The organism is Enterococcus silesiacus, from assembly GCF_001886225.1.
In the GTDB taxonomy this organism is placed as follows: Bacteria; Bacillota; Bacilli; order Lactobacillales; family Enterococcaceae; genus Enterococcus_L; species Enterococcus_L silesiacus.
The window spans coordinates 15932-33537 of sequence record NZ_JXLC01000017.1; the positions used below are offsets into that span (position 1 = coordinate 15932).

Here is a 17606-nt window from a genome sequence, read left to right on the forward strand (position 1 = left end):
CCACCTTTATGAATTTACTTTTTTTCTTCTTTTTTCTTCTGCCAGTGCAACAATGCCTAAAAGAACAGCAATGATCACGATCGAAATGTAAAAGATGATAAAGGTATCATTCCAACCATGCAGGACATGTCCAAAGAAATTTACCCCATCTTTTGACGGATCAGAGATCTTAGCCAAAAGAATTTTCGCCATTGAATCTCCAAACAGATAGGCGAATGCCCCTAATAATCCTCCTGAAACAACTGTTGCTTTTTTCGGTACGAATCCTAGCATTGATAAATTAATCAATAATTGTGGACCAAAAACCATCATCCCTAGCATGAATAATGAGGCATTGATTACAAATTCTGTTGTTCCCAATTGATACCCAATAATTCCGATCGGTAATAAAATTGTACTCACAGTAGCTACTAAAGCTGGACGACCTTTCAATAAATCTGATATATAGCCCCAAGCTAAACACCCGATCAACGCACCCATCTCAAAGTAGAAAATCGTTTGAGCTGCGGCTTCTTGTGAAAAATTCAAATGCTCTGTCACATATAATGGCGCCCAGTTATCGATGCCAATCCGTACGATATAAACAAAGACATTAGCTACACATAACACCCAAATATAAGGATTCGTTAGTAAATATTTTTTGAAGATTTCCCATTTTGTTAAATTTTCAGCATCCACATTGGCTTCTTCAACAGGTTCACCAAAAATTTCTTCACTCGAATTCCAACCTAAATCTTCAGGTCTATTTTTCCCAATGAAAAAGGTTCCTACAGCAACGACCGCCGCAACGATTGCTGGAATAATAAACATTCCTGCAACTTGTCCTTTGAAAAAAGTGGTTGCACACCAAACAGCAAAAATCCCTGCAAAACCACCACCGATATTGTGCGATGCGTTCCATAACCCAATATATCTACCACGATTGCTTCTCGTTGTCCATTGTGTGATCACAGAAGCACAGCTTGGTCCCCCAACACATTGAAACAAACCATTTAATGACCACAAAACAACGATCCAACCCATTGGCACATTATTCATTGTAAAGAGAATCCCCATACATAAGACTGTGATTGAAGATAATAATAACAAAATTGACAAAATCTTCTTCGTATTTTTTCCATCTACAATATACCCAACGATAAATTTACCAAAGCCATAAACAATAGAAAAGACAAAACCAATATAACCAAGATCTGTTGTTGTAAGACCTAATTGGCTTTTCAATAATGGCTGTGCTGCTTTAAAGTTATTACGAATCATATACATCGTAATATAAATTACTACAACGACCAAAAACGGTTTCATAAATTCTTTGAACCACTGTTTTCTTTGTTCAGCCAAGGTCGGCCGATTCATATTCCCAACAACTGCATTCATATCTTCCAAATTTCCTCACCCCAAAATTTTAATTATAATGGTTAGCGCTTTCCAATATAATTGTATAATACACGAGCCAAGAACAAATGTAAACTATATATTGAAATTATGTTCATAACTATTTTTTACATTGTTTTAATTCATGTAAGATTTAGTTCACAAAAAATAGAGACTGGAACATAACTCTACGAGTTACATTCCAGCCTCAAGGAGTCCGAATAAACAGCGGGGGTAGAAGTAATCCCTTCGGAAATAAACTGAAATTCACAAAAATTTGAAGAGCAATTTTCGTGAATTCCCTCTTAATTTCTCGGAGTTAAACACTCCTGGTCCCACCCTCTACCTTTCATTTATTCACTTATTCGTCATGGTTACTATTTAACTCTGTAATTTTCCCAGTCGCTAGATAAACGATCCACTCACAAATATTCGTTACATAGTCCCCGATCCGTTCTAAATAGGTTGCGACATGCAGATAATCCGTTCCACTGACAACTGTTTCTGGATTTGCCTGCATCGCTTTGATCGAATGACTGTAGATGCTATCAAAATATTCATTCACACGGGTATCCATTTTAGCAATCATACGCGCATCTTTTTGATCAGTTTTTACATAGGCAATCAACACATTATCAACCATTTTCTTCACATAATCAGACATATCCGAAATTTCTTTTTCAATCTCAGGAATTCTAGTCTCACCTTTTAAGCGAATCGTTGATTTAGCGATCGATACAGCGTGATCCGCCATTCTTTCTAAGTCTGAGCTTGCCTTCATGACTGTGATGATCATTCTAAGGTCTGTTGTTACAGGTTGTTGTAAAGCAATCATTTCAAAACTTTTCTTTTCTAGTTTTACTTCCATATCATTGATTTGTACATCATAATCAATTACCTCATTGGCAATTTTTTTATCATGATTAATGTAAGCACGTACAGATTTATGTACCACGTTACTTACCATCATGCCCATTTCATAAAATTGATTATGCAGATTCAGTAATTCTTCTTCAAACTGGCTACGCAACATCTGTGTTCCTCCTTTTTTTAACCAAATTTTCCAGAAATATAATCTTCTGTTTGTTTTTCTTTAGGATTCAAGAATATCTTCTTCGTATCATTAAATTCTATCAATTCGCCTTGCAAAAAGAAAGCCGTTTTATCAGAAATTCGTGAAGCCTGTGACATATTATGTGTCACCATGATCATTGTATATTTTTCTTTCAGTGTTAAAAGCATATTCTCGATCTTACCACTTGAAACGGGGTCAAGCGCACTTGTAGGTTCATCCAATAGAATGATTTCAGGATCAACTGCTAAAACACGAGCAATGCAAACACGTTGTTGTTGTCCGCCAGATAAAGATAAAGCACTTTTATGCAATTTATCTTTCACATCTTCCCAAACAGACGCTGCTTTTAAACTATTTTCTACGGCTTGATCCAGTACCTGTTTGTCCTTTTCACCTTTTAAACGTAATCCGTAGATCACATTTTCATAGATAGAAAAAGGAAACGGGTTGGGTTGTTGAAATACCATACCGATTTCTTTACGTAAATCTACGATATCTGTTTTTGGTCCATAGATATCTTTACCTTTGTAAACAACACTTCCTGTGATCGTTACACCTGGAATCAGATCATTCATCCGATTCAGTGAACGCAGATAAGTCGATTTACCGCAACCAGATGGTCCAATCATCGCAGTGATTTCCCCTTGATTGATGTTTAAGTCAATTCCTTTTAACGCTTCTTTTTTACCGTAATATAAATGCAAATCTTTTGATGAAATAATTTCTTTTGTCATCTTGCTCCTCCTAACCAAAATGTCCAGAAACGTAATCTTCTGTCGCTTGAATTTTTGGTCGTGTAAAGATTTTTCTTGTTTCATCGTATTCGATCACTTTACCTAAGTAGAAAAAGGCGGTGTAATCACTGATACGGGCAGCTTGCTGCATATTATGGGTTACGATAATGATTGTATAATCATTTTTCAAATTAACTAATGTTTCTTCTACTTTCCCAGTTGAGATTGGATCCAAAGCACTTGCTGGTTCATCTAAAAGTAAGATATCTGGTTTCATTGCAATCGCTCTAGCAATACACAAACGTTGTTGTTGACCACCAGACAACGCTAACGCACTCTTACCCAAATTATCTTTGACTTGATCCCAAAGTGCGGCTTGTTTTAAGCTTGTTTCCACAATCTCATCTAACTTCTTCTTATCTTTTTCACCATGTTGTTTCAAGGCAAATGTAATATTTTCATAGATTGATTTACTAAATGGGTTAGGACGCTGAAACACCATGCCGATACGTTTCCGCATTTCATAAACATCCACTTCTTTGGTATTGACGTTCACATCTTTATACATGATACTACCTGTTACTTTGGTATTGGCAATGCCATCATTCATTCGATTCAACGAACGTAAATAAGTTGATTTACCACAACCAGAAGGACCGATCAAGGCAGTAATTTTATTTTTTTCAAACTCTAAATCAACACCTTTGATTGCTTCATTGTCTCCATACCAAACATGTAGATCATCGGTATGCAAGGCAATCGGCTCTGGCAATTTAATAATATTGGTATCATTTAAATTATATTCTTTCATTCTGATTCCCCTAACATTAGGCTGATGTCATTCTTTTATATAATCTGTTTCCGATAAAGCGTGCACCAAAATTAAAGAGTAACACGACTAAAATCAGAACGGCCGAAGCACCCGCAGAAACAGCTGCTCCATCTGGCATCGTGCCTTCTGTATTAATTTTCCAAATATGAACAGCTAAGGTTTCAGCTTGACGGAAAATACTGATCGGACTTGAGACACTTAACGGATTCCAATTACTGAAATCTAACGCTGGCGCACTTTGCCCTGCAGTATAAATCAACGCAGCCGCTTCACCAAAAATTCTGCCTGAACTTAAGATCACTCCTGTTAAAATACCTGGTAATGCTTCTGGAACGACTACTTTTATTACTGTTTCCCAGCGAGATAAGCCCAAAGACAAGCCCGCTTCTCGTTGTGTATAATGAACGGCTTTTAATGATTCTTCAACATTTCTCGTCAACAATGGTAAGTTGAAAAAGGTTAATGCCAAAGCACCAGAAATGATTGAAAACCCATACCCAATCTGTACAACAAAGATCAGGAAACCAAACAAACCTACGACAACTGAAGGAAGTGAGCTTAAAATTTCGATTGATGTACGAATCACATCTGTCACCCAGTTTTTCTTCGCATATTCAGATAAGTAAATCCCTGCACCTAGTGAAATTGGAAAACTAATCAACATGGTAATTAATAATAAATACAGTGAGTTGAATAATTGAATTCCGATACCACCGCCTGCTTGGTAGGCTTTAGATGGTTTCGTTAAAAAGTCCCAAGAAATATGGGGAATCCCGCGAATCAAAATATAAAGTAGCAAGGCGGCCAAGATCAAAACAATCACACCAGAAATGGCGTACAAAATACCTGTTGCAATTTTATCTGCTTTTTTTGCATTCATTATTTCAAGGCTCCTTTCTTACCAATGATTCGAATAATAATATTAAAGAACAATGACATCAATAGTAAGATCAAAGCAAGTGACCAAAGCACATTGTTTTCTACTGTTCCCATAATCGTATTTCCGATCCCCATCGTTAAAATACTGGTTAATGTTGACGCTGGGGTTGTTAAGCTAGATGGCATAATTGCAGCATTTCCGATAACCATTTGGATGGCTAATGCTTCACCAAAGGCACGCGCCATTCCAAAAACAACGGCGGTTAAAATCCCCGGAACTGCAGCTCGTAAAACTACTTTGTAAATGGTTTGCCAACGTGTCGCTCCTAACGCTAAGGATGCTTCACGATAATGACGTGGTACTGATTTTAAAGCATCTACCGTCATTGTGGTAACCGTAGGCAAAATCATGATAAATAGTACAAAGGTTCCAGCTAAAATCCCAAAGCCTGTACCACCGAAAATTGAGCGAATAAAAGGAACAATGACTGATAATCCGATAAAGCCATACACAACAGAAGGAATACCTACTAATAGTTCAATAACCGGTTGTAAAATTTTTGAGCCTTTTTTAGGTGAAATTTCTGTCATGAACACAGCTGCACCAATCGCAAATGGCGTTGCAATAATCGCTGATAAGAACGTTACAATAAAAGAGCCAGCAATCATCGGTAAGGCCCCGACCATTGGTTTACCATCTGTCCCTGTTTCACTTGGATTCCAGTTTGAACCGAATAAAAAGTCGGATACTTTGATTTTATTTGTAAAAAAGGTTGCTAACCCTTTACTGGCTACAAAATAAAAGATCGATAAAACAACCAAAACAATCAAAGCGATACATAGAAAACTAATAAATTTCCCACGTTGTTCCATTCTGGCGCGCTTTGATTTTGTTAACAATTTCTTCTGCACATCTTCCAAGAAAATTCCTCCTTATTTTAAAAGCGTAACGAGCTCGTTCGACTCCGACTGGAAAATAGGAAAAATCGAATGTGGTGCTTTTTGCCACAATCTATTTTTATCTTTTTCCCGAGGAGTCAGCTCGTGAAGCTAGATAGCATTAAAAGCGTAGCAGGCTCGTCCAGCCTTGACTGAAAATAGGAAAATATGACTGAGGTGCTTTTTGCCTCATTCATATTTTATCTTTTTTCCGAAAGGCTAGCCTGCGAAGCTAGATAGCATTAAAAGCGTAACGAGCTCGTTCGACTCCGACTGGAAAATAGGAAAAATCGAATGTGGTGCTTTTTGCCTCAATCTATTTTTATCTTTTTCCCGAAGAGTCAGCTCGTGAAGCTAGATAGCATATCAGTAACAACGTTCCGTTTTACTTCACCTTGTACTTTTCAACATCAGTTCATTTCACTCACTGTGTTTCAAAGCAAAAGCGTAACGTGCTCGTTTAGTTTCGACTGAAAAATAGGAACAATAAAATATAGTATTTTCTACTACATTCTATTTTTATTTTTCATCAATAACGCCCCATCTACCAAGCACTTCCCATAATAAAATTAGTGTAACTTTCCAACATAAATTTGTGTTTAATAACATGTAAAACTTATGTTAAGTTTGTAAATTTTGTGTAAAGGTCGATTATTTAATAAGATTTCCTTGCCAATCACGTTCTACTTCCATCTTAGATACAGGTATATACCCTAATTGAGCGATGATTTTTTCCTGTACATCATCTGATAACATAAATTCCAAAAATTCATCCGTCAATTGCTTTGGTTTTCCTAGTGTATACATATGTTCATAAGACCAAATTGTCCATTTATTCGTTATAACATTCTCATCAGTTGGTTTTACACCATCAATACTTAACGTGTTGACTTCATCATTGACATAAGAAAAAGCCGTATAGCTGATTGCTCCAGGTGTATCAGCAACAATAGAACGAACCATTCCGCTTGAGTCTTGTTCTTGTGCCTGTATTGCTGTTTTACCATCTAATACCCATCGCTCAAAGGTCACGCGTGTACCACTTCCAGCAGCACGATTTAACATAACGATTGGAATATCTTTTCCGCCGATTTCTTTCCAGTTGGTTATTTCACCTAAAAAGATTTTTCTAAGGTTTTCTAGTGAAATATCTGATACCCCAACATTCTTATTAACGATCGGTGTGATTCCTACTACAGCGACCTTATGATCTGTCAATTTAGAAGCGTCGATTCCTTTTTTCTCTTCGGCAAACAAGTCAGAATTCCCAATATCCACTGCTCCGGACTGAACTTGGCTCAATCCCGTTCCACTTCCGCCTCCTTGGACATTGACAAAGCGTCCTGGGTTTTGACTTTGAAACTCTTCAGCTGCTGTTTCAACTAAGGGTTGTAGTGCTGATGAGCCGACTGCTGTGATCGATTCACCTCGATCGATCCACTTAGCACAGCCTGATAAAGTTAGTATTCCAATTAGACTAAAAAATAATAGCATTTTCTTTTTCATTTATCTGATAATCCTCCAAACTCAATTCAATCAATTTATTTTAACATTAACTGTTTCCCTTGAAAATTATAAGTTTTCAACATTCGCATTTTTTTAGAATAAAATAACAAAAAATGATAAAGTAAAAAGTGGCTGGGACACAACTCTGCGAGTCACATCCCAGCCACATGGAATCTGGATAAACGGTGAGAGCAGAAGCAACTCTTTCGGAAATAAGAGTTAAACACTTCTGTTTCAACCACTTTTACACAAGTTTATAGCAATGGCGAAATTAGGCGAGCTAAGCCTTCTTTTAATTTAATGAGTACACCACGATCGCGGTATATTTCTTCTGTCAAAAGTTCAGATACTTTAGAATCTTCGTAAAAAGCATCACGTACTTCTCTCGAAAATTCTTGATCATAAATAATTGTGTTCACTTCAAAATCAAGTCGGAAAGAACGCACATCGATATTCGCTGACCCGACAGAAACAATTCCTCCATCAATAATCATTGTCTTCGCATGGATAAATCCATGTTCGTAGGTCTCAATAATCGCACCATATTCCAATAGTTCAGCCGAAAAGGAATAGGTTGCCCAGTAAACCAACATATGATCGGGTTTATTGGGTATTTGCATACGCACTTTGACGCCCGATAGTAGTGCTAATTTCAGCGCTTCATGAATTGAAGCATCTGGTATATAGTATGGTGTTTGAATCAAGATTTCTTTCTTTGCTATTGAAATCATTTTTAAATAGGTCATCTTAATTTGTTCAAGTTCTGAATCAGGACCACTGGTCACAACTTGAATCGCTTTTTTCCCATCAGAATTAATCGGCGGAAAATACGCTGCATCGTAGCTAAGTTCTTTTCGATGTTGTGAATTCCAATCCATCAAAAAACGATTTTGCAAACTATAAACGGCTTCACCATGGATTCGTAGATGATTATCACGCCAATATCCAAATTTTTCAACTTCACCTAGGTATTCATTGCCAACATTAAAACCCCCTGTATAACCAACTTTACCATCGATCACCACTATTTTTCGGTGATTACGATAATTGATTCTTGGGTTTAAATATGGAACAAATAGTGGGAAGAAAAAAGCAATTTCCCCGCCGTTTTTCTTTAACGCTTCAAAAAATTTCATATTTACTTGCGTTGAACCCCAAGCATCTAAAAGCAATCGGACTTTGACCCCTCTTTTTACCGCTTCAATTAGCTCCTGACGAATTTCTTTACCTAAGGTATCTCCGCGATAAATGTAATACTCCATATGAACATGATCAACTGCTTGGCGAATATCTTCGATCAAGCCATCAAACTTCTCTCTTCCATCTGTATATAAACGAATCTCATTATTCGTTGTATATAATGAACTCTCAAAAATAGTCAGCATGTAAATCAGCTGTTTAGGATCTACATCACCTGTTGGTGGATGCGGAAAAAGACCTCTTAATAATGATTGTTTCTCTGATTCTATTTCGGCATTCATCCCGATTTTTGCCTGCATCTTCATATCAAAGATCTTATCTTTAGAAATTCCTCGACCTAAAAATATATAGAGCACAAAGCCTAAGACTGGAATAAACATCAGTACAAGTAACCATGACCATGTCTGAGCTGTTTGTTTTCGTTCCCTAAAAACGATAATTAATGATAATAGCATATTAGCAATAAAAATAATAACAAATAAATTATCATATAAAAATTTCATTTATTCACCCCAATCACACACATCTCACTTATCCCCATTAAAGCATAACGAACTTATGAAAATAAGTAAAGAAAAAGCAGACAAAAATGTCTGCTTAAGCTTGCTAAATTTTTAAGAAACGACGCATTGATATAATTGAACCTAAAGATCCGATAGTCATACCAATCACGACCATCAATAGATCCAATTGCCAAACAAACGATTCTGGTTTTAGCAATGAATAATTTGATTGTAACAATTGACGGTTGAATATATTATAAAACTGTTGATACCCGAACGTTAATAAAAGAATTGGAATGATAGAGCCTAATAGACCAATCCAAGCACCTTCTATAAAGAACGGCCAACGAATATATCCATTTTTTGCACCAACCAAACGCATGATTTGGATTTCTCTTTGACGTGAAAGAATGGTAATACGAATCGTATTGGAAATCAAGAACACTGCGACAAACAATAGCAATAACGCTGCACCCAATCCCCATGTTCTAACTTTTCCAGCAAGACTGAAGATTTTATCTGAAGAAACACCACCATAATCTGCTTTAAACACATTTGGAAGTTTAGCTGCTTTTTCGGAAATTTTCTTTGTATCTGCTGGATCTTTAGCACTTACTAAGTAGACATCGTAAAGCGGATTGCTGTCTCCTTCAAATAAATTCCAAGCCTCACCCATTTGTTTTTGGATTTTCTTTAATTGTTGGTCTTTATTTGAGTAAGAAATTGTCTCTACATCTTTGATTTTATTTAGGTCTTTTTCTAATTTTTGCATTTCATCTGGTGTTGTACCAATATCAACGAAAACTGAAACTGTTACGTTCTCTTCAATATCTTTTGCTAATTTTGTTGCATTGAAAATAACTGCCATAAAAATCCCAACAAGGACTAAAGTAATCGTAACGGCACTAGCAGAAGCGATTGTCATCCACCCATTACGTTTTAAACTTTTGATACTTTCTAGGACGTGAGAAAAGAACGTTCTAATCATCGTAGCCATAGTCTCCTTCCGCTTGGTCTCGAATAATTCGGCCATTTTCAATGGCGATTACGCGATGACGGATCGTATTTACAATCGTGCTGTTATGTGTTGCCATCACAACGGTCGTTCCTTGTGCGTTGATCCGATCTAACAATTTCATGATTTCCCATGAGTTTTCTGGGTCAAGATTTCCTGTTGGTTCATCGGCAATTAGCACTTTGGGTGTATTTACGATTGCGCGCGCGATTGACACACGTTGTTGTTCACCACCAGATAATTCACTTGGGAACACTCGAACTTTATGTTTTAAACCAACAAGATCAAGAACTTCCATTACTCTTTTCTTGATATCTCTCGGTTTACGTCCAACAACTTGCATCGCATAAGCAACATTTTCATAGACAGTCTTCTTCGTCAATAATTTATAATCCTGAAAAACAATGCCGATTTCTCTTCTAAGATAAGGTACTTCTGCATTTTTTATTTTCATTAAATCATGACTGGCAACTTTTAAACGTCCTTTTGTTGCTTTTTCTTCACGGTACATCAATTTAATGAATGTTGATTTTCCGGCTCCGGAAGGGCCAACAACATAAACGAATTCACCTGGTTTTATTTCTACTGAAATATTTCGGATAGCAGTTGTACCATTCGAATATTTCTTCATTACATCTTTCATTTCAATCATGGCGTATTCTCTCCATCTCTGTTTTCTAGACTATCAATCATTATAACATGACTTTGTTTCAAGGCTCTTTCAACAGTTTACAATTTTGTTTCATTTCTGTGAATTGATCAATTTAATTTTTGTTTCAAGTAAGCATCAATGAAACCATCCAGGTCTCCATCCATTACTGCCTGTACATTTCCAGTTTCATAATTGGTACGATGGTCTTTGACCATTGAATAGGGGTGGAAAACATACGAACGAATTTGTGAGCCCCAACCGATCTCTAGCTGTTCTCCACGCAACGAAGCTGCTTCTTGTGCTTTTTTATCCATTTCTAATTGGTAAAGTTTGGCTTTTAGCATGCCCATCGCTTGCTCACGGTTTTTTAATTGTGAACGTTGCGCTTGACTGGCAACAACAGTTCCTGTTGGGATATGAGTGATCCGCACAGCTGATTCGGTTTTATTGATATGCTGTCCACCAGCTCCACTAGCACGATAGGTGTCGACTTTTAAATCATCAGTATTGATATCGATCTCAACATTTTCATCCAGTTCAGGCATAATATCAACCGAGCAAAAAGAAGTGTGGCGACGTTTGGCAGAATCAAATGGTGAAATTCGCACTAAACGGTGAACCCCTTTTTCAGATTTCAAATAACCATAGGCATTATATCCCTTAATTAAAAGAGTCACACTTTTTATTCCTGCTTCGTCTCCTGATTGGTAATCTAATGTTTCTACTTGAAACCCATGACTTTCAGCCCAACGGGTATACATTCGAAGCAACATACTGCCCCAATCTTGTGATTCCGTGCCACCAGCTCCTGGATGAAGTTCCATGATAACATTATTTTTGTCATAAGGCTCGTTTAAGAGTAAGGAAAGCTCATAAATACTTAATTTTTCCTTTAGAGCAAGTAAACGTTCTTCCAATTCTATTTGAGTGTCTGGATCATATTCTTCTTGCTGCATTTCACTCATGATTTCCAATTCTTCCAGTTCATCAGCAAATTGATGAAACTGTTGGTATTTTTCTTTATAAGCATTGGTTTCATTGATCAACTGCTGTGCTGTTTCTGAATTATCCCAAAAACCGGGCTCTGCCATTCTATTTTCAGCTTCCGCTATGTCTTCTTCTAATTGATCTAAGTCAAAGAGACCCCCTGAAGCTTGTAATTGATTGATTCATTTCATCTAAAATAGTACGGATTTCAGCATTTTCCATGATATTTTCTTCCTTTCACTTTCAATACTTTATTACGCAAACAAATGAAGGCGAGGCGAACGCCTCACCTTCATCGATTGTTACAGACCTTTACCGTGGCAATTTTTGTATTTCTTGCCGCTGCCGCATGGACAAGGATCATTGCGGCCAATTTTCTCGTCAACATGGATTGGTTTCTTCTTAGCACTTGTATTGCTTTGTGGCTCTTCTTCATCTGATGAATGAACAGCCTCACCTTGTGCTACTTGTTCCCGTTGAACATTTTGACGAATTTCTGATTTCATGAATAAGCGAGTAACTTCATATTCAATTGCTCCAATCATTTCTTCAAACATATTGTAACCTTCTGTTTGATATTCAACTAATGGATTGTTTTGACCATAAGCACGCAAACCGACTGATTGACGTAATTGATCCATCGCATCAATATGATCGGTCCATTTTGTATCTACAACACGTAAAATAACAACTTTTTGGAATTCAAGAATTTGCTCTGCTCCATTTAATTGCTCTACCTTTGTATCATAGACTTCTTGGGCACGTGTTACTAAATATGCTTTGATTTCTTCTGGCGATTTAGTCTCAATATCTGCTTTAGTAATAGAATCTTCATGAACTAAAGTTGACGCAGCAAAATCAACAATGCCATCTAAGTTCCAATTTTCTTTTTCTAATTGGGTATGACTTTCTACAACACGCGTGATTGTCCGTTTCACCATATTCAATAATACTTCAGTTAAATCATTTTCTTCCATGATGACTTCTTGACGTTGCGCATAAATAACTTCGCGTTGCTCACGCATTACATCATCATATTGTAGGACATTTTTACGTGTATCGTAGTTGTTACCTTCAACACGTTTTTGAGCAGATTCAACTTGTTTACTGAACATTTTACTTTGGATTACTGCATCTGATTCTTCAACATTCATACGATCCAAGAATGCTTTGATTCGATCTGAGCCAAAACGTTTCATCAAGTCATCTTCTAGTGATAGATAGAATTGAGAAACCCCTGGATCTCCTTGACGTCCAGCACGTCCACGTAATTGATTATCGATACGACGAGATTCATGACGTTCAGTACCAATAACCGCTAAACCTCCAAGTTCAACAACACCAAGCCCAAGTTTGATATCTGTACCACGACCAGCCATATTGGTAGCAATTGTTACTGCCCCTTTTTGACCTGCATTCATAATAATTTCTGCTTCTTTAAAGTGGTTTTTCGCATTCAACACTTCATGAGGTACTTTTTCTTTGTTAAGTAGTTCTGATAACAATTCAGATGTTTCAACTGCAACCGTTCCGACTAAAACAGGTTGACCGTTATGATAACGTTCTTTGATATCTTGGACAACAGCTTTAAATTTACTTTGTAATGTTGGGTACAGTAAATCTGCACGGTCATCACGAACGATTGGACGGTTTGTCGGAATTTGGAAGACTTGAATGTTGTAAATTTCACGAAACTCTTCTTCCTCTGTCTTAGCAGTCCCTGTCATCCCAGATAATTTCTTATACATACGGAAATAGTTTTGGAATGTGATTGTCGCCATTGTCTTCGTTTCATCTTCGATCTCTACGCCTTCTTTGGCTTCGATTGCTTGGTGGAGGCCATCAGAATAACGACGTCCATCCATGATTCGACCAGTAAATTGGTCAACAATCAAGACTTTACCTTCTTGTACCACGTAATCAATGTCACGAAGCATGATGAAGTTTGCACGCAACGCTTGATCCATATGATGTGTTAACGCTGTATTTTCAATGTCGTAAAGATTTTCTAAACCAAAGTTTTCTTCTGCTTTTTCAATTCCAGCTTCTGTTAAACTAATTGTTTTCGATTGAACATCGATTTTATAGTCTTCTTCTTCTTTTAGACGCTTAACAAAATTATCTGTGCGCGTGTAAAGTGCTGTTGATTTTTCAGCTTGACCTGAAATAATCAACGGTGTCCGAGCTTCATCGATTAAGATTGAATCGACCTCATCCACAATGGCATAGTTCAACGGACGTTGTACCATTTGGTTACGGTAAACAACCATATTATCACGTAAATAATCGAACCCTAATTCGTTATTTGTACTGTAGGTAATATCGCAATTATAAGCATCCCGTTTTTCTTCAGATGATTTTGAGTTGATATTTAAACCGACTGTTAAACCTAAGAAGTTGTATAACTCACCCATTTCATCCGAGTCACGAGTTGCTAAATATTCATTCACTGTCACAACGTGAACACCTTCGCCAGTCAACGCATTTAAATAAACTGGCATTGTAGCAGTCAACGTTTTCCCTTCACCCGTTCTCATTTCAGGAATGTTCCCATCATGTAAGACGATACCACCCATTAACTGAACGTGATATGGGTATAATCCTAAGACACGTTTTGCTGCTTCACGGACAACCGCAAAAGCTTCTGGTAATAGTTGATCTAGTGTTTCTCCTTTTTGATAGCGAGCTTTGAACTCGTCTGTCTTTGCTCTTAATTCTTCATCGCTTAATGCAGCAATCGCTGAAGCATGAGTATCTACTTGTTTGGCAATACCATCCAAGCGCTTCAGTTCCTTTTTATCATTTTCAATTATCTTTTTTAAAAAATTCGCCATGTTTTTAAGTGTTCCTTTCAGTAAACTCTAATTTATTTTTTGCACTAAATGCACAATCATCCTTTCCATTTTATCACTAGTTGGTAAGAAAGGAAATAACTTCTCTTAATATTAATAATATATTAGTTCATTTTTTATGTATTATACAGGGGCAATAAGGAAAGAGACTGCGGCAAAACGTGTGCCGTCCTGCTTCAGTCTCTTAAAAATCGATTATTCGAAAGAAAATAACTCTTGATAATAATTTTTCTAAAAATGGCTTTTATTTTGATTTTCTAGCTATTTTTAGAATAATTTTATTGAATCAAAATTATTTTACCTCACTTGTTCAATTTAGTCTGTTTCGATCAAGCCATATTTGCCGTCTTTACGACGGTAAACAATACTTGTTCCGTTTGTTTCTGAATCTTCAAAGATAAAAAAGTTATGTCCTAACATGTTCATTTGTAAAACAGCTTCTTCACTATCCATTGGTTTTAATGAAAGACGTTTAGTACGAACGATGTCTAATTCTGGCGTTTCTTCTGGTGTTTCTTCACCATTTAAGAAAATAGCTGCTTTAGCAGTATTCATCCCTGTTTCACGAGATTTACGGTTAATTTTTGTTTTAAATTTACGGATTTGTCGTTCTAATTTATCTACAACTAAATCAACACTTGCATATAAATCAGGTGATGTTTCTTCAGCTCGTAAAACTAAATAAGGTAGAGGAATTGTAACCTCAACTTTTGCTGTTTTTTCAGTGTAGACTTTTAAGTTCACATGTACTGTTGCTTCAGGTGAATCACTGAAATAACGCTCTAATTTGCCTACTTTTTTCTCTACGTAGTCACGGATAGCTTCAGTAACTTCGATGTTTTCTCCACGCACATTATATCTAAACATAACGATTACCCCTTTCATCTGCCACTAAAGAAGGAATAAAAGGACCACTCTGTTATCCTTCTTCTTAATTCTATTATAACGAATTATCCTGCTTTTGCCAACAAAATTGCGATCGTTTTTTTATTTTAATTTCTCTGTTATCTTGCGAGAGAAAACGTATACAGTTTTGTAGGCTGTTTTTCTAAAATAACTTGCGCTGCATGAAAAATCGTCCGCCCAGTTGTATAAATATCATCAACTAAAAGTATGTCTTTATTTTCAACTACTTTGCTACCTTCTTTTGTAAGTTTAAAGGGTTGTTGCAAAGTTAATCGCTCTTTTCTTGTTTTTTGGACTTGGGAAACACCGTCTGCAAACCGGACAAGGTACGGCTGATAGGAAATGTTCGCAGCATCTAGTATTCCTTCAACCTGATTAAATCCCCGTGTTTCCATACGTTTTGCTGATATTGGCATTGGGATCACTAAAAAATTTTTCTTTTGCTTAAAGTAAGGCTGTAAAAATGAAGCAAAACTATAGCGAAGACGATAATTGCCTTTAAATTTATATTCTTCAAACCATTCTTGCATCGCTTGATTGTATGAAAATATTGCTTCGTGATGAAAGTCATAGCCTGGATAACACCGTTGCCACTTCAAACAATCCTCACAATAAGCCTTTTTAGTCTGCCGCTGACAACCACGACAGTTCTCTTTTTTGCCTAATAATTGAAATTTTACAACACATTGTGAGCACAATTGCTCCGACATGATTTTTTTAGGCAAAAAAATTTCTTTCATCGTTAAATTTCTAGTGACCATTTGCCTGCAATAATTACATTTCATCAATCAAGCCCCTTTCTCGCCCTAACCTATTCATCTTTTTGATTTGTTTGATTGCCTCTCTCATTGCTCTGGTACAGCCATCATGTAAAAACCAAACTTCGCCTGCAGTATAGTCCATTCTTCGATCGACTCTTCCAGCAATTTGAACAAGAGCTGAAGTGGCAAAAACAGGATGGTTTGCACCTAAAACAATTACTGATACACCGTCAAAAGTCACACCCCGTTCCAAGATAGTAGAAGTTATCAAAATCCTATATTCTTTATTTCTCATGCCTAGTACTTTTTCTAGTCGTTCTGAATCTTGCGAATGAACACAAGCCAACGGTACTTTAGGAAATTTTTTTTCAATAGCATTTTTTAATTGCTCCATCAAAGCAATGCTAGGGCAAAAAATCAATACGTCATTCTTGTTCATCAATGTACGGATTTTAGCCACAAGTTGTTTGGGACTGCGGCCTTTTTTAATTTTTTCACGCCAGTGATGACACCATTTTGTTTTCGGAACGGGTAAGGCCCTTCGATGATAACGTGCAGGTAAAATACTGATCTGCACGTTATTTTGTCGATTTCTTTTAGTTGACGTTTCAGTGGGTGTCGCAGTCAGATAAATAAGTGAGCTCTTGTTTTTGATCGCTTTTTTTACGGCATACTGCAATAATGGATTGTCCACAAAAGGAAATGCGTCCACTTCATCAATGATCAATACATCAAACGCCTGAAAAAAACGTAATAGTTGATGTGTGGTACATATTAGTAATTTAGTATAACGATACCCTTCGTCCATCTTTCCATGAAGCAAGATAGCTGGCTCATCTGGAAAAACGGCCTGTATTCTAGGAAAAAGCTCTAAACAAACATCTACCCTAGGCGAAGCTACGCCAACGCGATAACCGCACTCCAAACAATAATGGATCGTTTTAAACAGCATCTCCGTCTTTCCTGCACCTGTAACAGCCCAAATCATCCTAGATTCACCTTTTTTTACAGAAGCTAATAACTCATCTGATACTGCTTGCTGCCCTTGTGTCAATGCGCCTTTCCAAGCAAAATGGACTGTCCTTTGTATTGGCGTTGGCTCTGGTAAGTGATAAAATTCCTGACTGGTATCCACCCTACCTAATTGAATACACTCCGGACAAAAATAATAACCATTACTCAATTGAACCAATACTTTTCTTTGAATTTGACCGCATCGTAAGCATTGTATTTCCTTTTCATTTAGCATATCCATTGTTGGTAGTTTTTGGCTGTCGGCAATAATCGATTTATTGTCATTGATCTCTTTTTTTAAAACTTTCCTTCCCCATAATTCTTGCATTATTTCCCCTCCATAATAAAACTACGCATTTTCTGCTAACTATTTTTTA

The 17606-nt window shown here is 36.8% G+C and carries 15 protein-coding genes; all 15 read right to left on the reverse strand.

The features are described 5' to 3' along the window. Nucleotides 1-6 precede the first annotated feature (6 nt). The gene (gene uhpT / locus RV15_RS11780; protein WP_071878245.1) at nucleotides 7-1377 is read right to left on the reverse strand and encodes a hexose-6-phosphate:phosphate antiporter; all 1371 of its coding nucleotides are present in this window, start codon (nucleotides 1375-1377) and stop codon (nucleotides 7-9) included. A 358-nt stretch (nucleotides 1378-1735) separates the two neighbouring features. Next, nucleotides 1736-2407 (reverse strand): phosphate signaling complex protein PhoU, encoded by a 672-nt coding sequence (gene phoU / locus RV15_RS11785; protein WP_069638742.1) that lies wholly within the window; start codon nucleotides 2405-2407, stop codon nucleotides 1736-1738. A gap of 17 nt (nucleotides 2408-2424) precedes the next feature. Next, nucleotides 2425-3183, reverse strand: a complete 759-nt coding sequence (gene pstB, locus RV15_RS11790) for a phosphate ABC transporter ATP-binding protein PstB (RefSeq protein WP_071878246.1) — start codon at nucleotides 3181-3183, stop codon at nucleotides 2425-2427. Between the two features lie 10 nt (nucleotides 3184-3193). Continuing rightward, the gene (pstB, locus tag RV15_RS11795) at nucleotides 3194-3994 is read right to left on the reverse strand and encodes a phosphate ABC transporter ATP-binding protein PstB (protein WP_071878247.1); all 801 of its coding nucleotides are present in this window, start codon (nucleotides 3992-3994) and stop codon (nucleotides 3194-3196) included. Nucleotides 3995-4010: 16 nt separating this feature from the next. After that, on the reverse strand, nucleotides 4011-4895 hold the full coding sequence (gene pstA / locus RV15_RS11800; RefSeq protein ID WP_071878248.1) for a phosphate ABC transporter permease PstA: 885 nt from the start codon (nucleotides 4893-4895) through the stop codon (nucleotides 4011-4013). Next, a complete protein-coding gene (gene pstC, locus RV15_RS11805) occupies nucleotides 4895-5815 on the reverse strand; it encodes a phosphate ABC transporter permease subunit PstC (protein WP_071878249.1) in 921 nt (306 codons plus the stop codon). Before pstC ends, pstA begins: the two co-directional genes overlap by 1 nt. 669 nt (nucleotides 5816-6484) lie before the next feature. After that, nucleotides 6485-7339, reverse strand: coding sequence for a phosphate ABC transporter substrate-binding protein PstS (locus RV15_RS11810; RefSeq protein WP_071878250.1), 855 nt, complete (start codon nucleotides 7337-7339; stop codon nucleotides 6485-6487). Between the two features lie 254 nt (nucleotides 7340-7593). Continuing rightward, nucleotides 7594-9042 carry a cardiolipin synthase gene (cls, locus tag RV15_RS11815; RefSeq protein WP_071878251.1) on the reverse strand — a complete coding sequence of 483 codons (1449 nt, stop codon included), beginning with the start codon at nucleotides 9040-9042 and terminating at the stop codon, nucleotides 7594-7596. A 103-nt stretch (nucleotides 9043-9145) separates the two neighbouring features. After that, the gene (ftsX, locus tag RV15_RS11820; protein WP_071878252.1) at nucleotides 9146-10030 is read right to left on the reverse strand and encodes a permease-like cell division protein FtsX; all 885 of its coding nucleotides are present in this window, start codon (nucleotides 10028-10030) and stop codon (nucleotides 9146-9148) included. Next, the gene (gene ftsE / locus RV15_RS11825) at nucleotides 10023-10709 is read right to left on the reverse strand and encodes a cell division ATP-binding protein FtsE (RefSeq protein ID WP_071878253.1); all 687 of its coding nucleotides are present in this window, start codon (nucleotides 10707-10709) and stop codon (nucleotides 10023-10025) included. The genes ftsX and ftsE overlap by 8 nt, the downstream gene beginning before the upstream one ends. Before the next feature lie 107 nt (nucleotides 10710-10816). After that, a protein-coding gene (gene prfB / locus RV15_RS11830; protein WP_217265822.1) for a peptide chain release factor 2 occupies nucleotides 10817-11918 on the reverse strand; the annotation gives its coding sequence in 2 pieces (ribosomal slippage) (nucleotides 10817-11845 and nucleotides 11847-11918; 1101 coding nt in all). Between the two features lie 80 nt (nucleotides 11919-11998). Continuing rightward, nucleotides 11999-14530, reverse strand: a complete 2532-nt coding sequence (gene secA, locus RV15_RS11835) for a preprotein translocase subunit SecA (RefSeq protein ID WP_071878255.1) — start codon at nucleotides 14528-14530, stop codon at nucleotides 11999-12001. Nucleotides 14531-14863: 333 nt separating this feature from the next. Further along, nucleotides 14864-15415: a ribosome hibernation-promoting factor, HPF/YfiA family gene (hpf, locus tag RV15_RS11840; RefSeq protein ID WP_025869219.1), complete on the reverse strand. Its 552-nt coding sequence runs from the start codon at nucleotides 15413-15415 to the stop codon at nucleotides 14864-14866. A 137-nt stretch (nucleotides 15416-15552) separates the two neighbouring features. After that, nucleotides 15553-16239, reverse strand: coding sequence for a ComF family protein (locus RV15_RS11845; protein WP_071878256.1), 687 nt, complete (start codon nucleotides 16237-16239; stop codon nucleotides 15553-15555). Then, nucleotides 16229-17557, reverse strand: a complete 1329-nt coding sequence (locus tag RV15_RS11850; protein WP_071878257.1) for an ATP-dependent helicase ComFA — start codon at nucleotides 17555-17557, stop codon at nucleotides 16229-16231. Before RV15_RS11850 ends, RV15_RS11845 begins: the two co-directional genes overlap by 11 nt. Nucleotides 17558-17606: the final 49 nt, after the last annotated feature.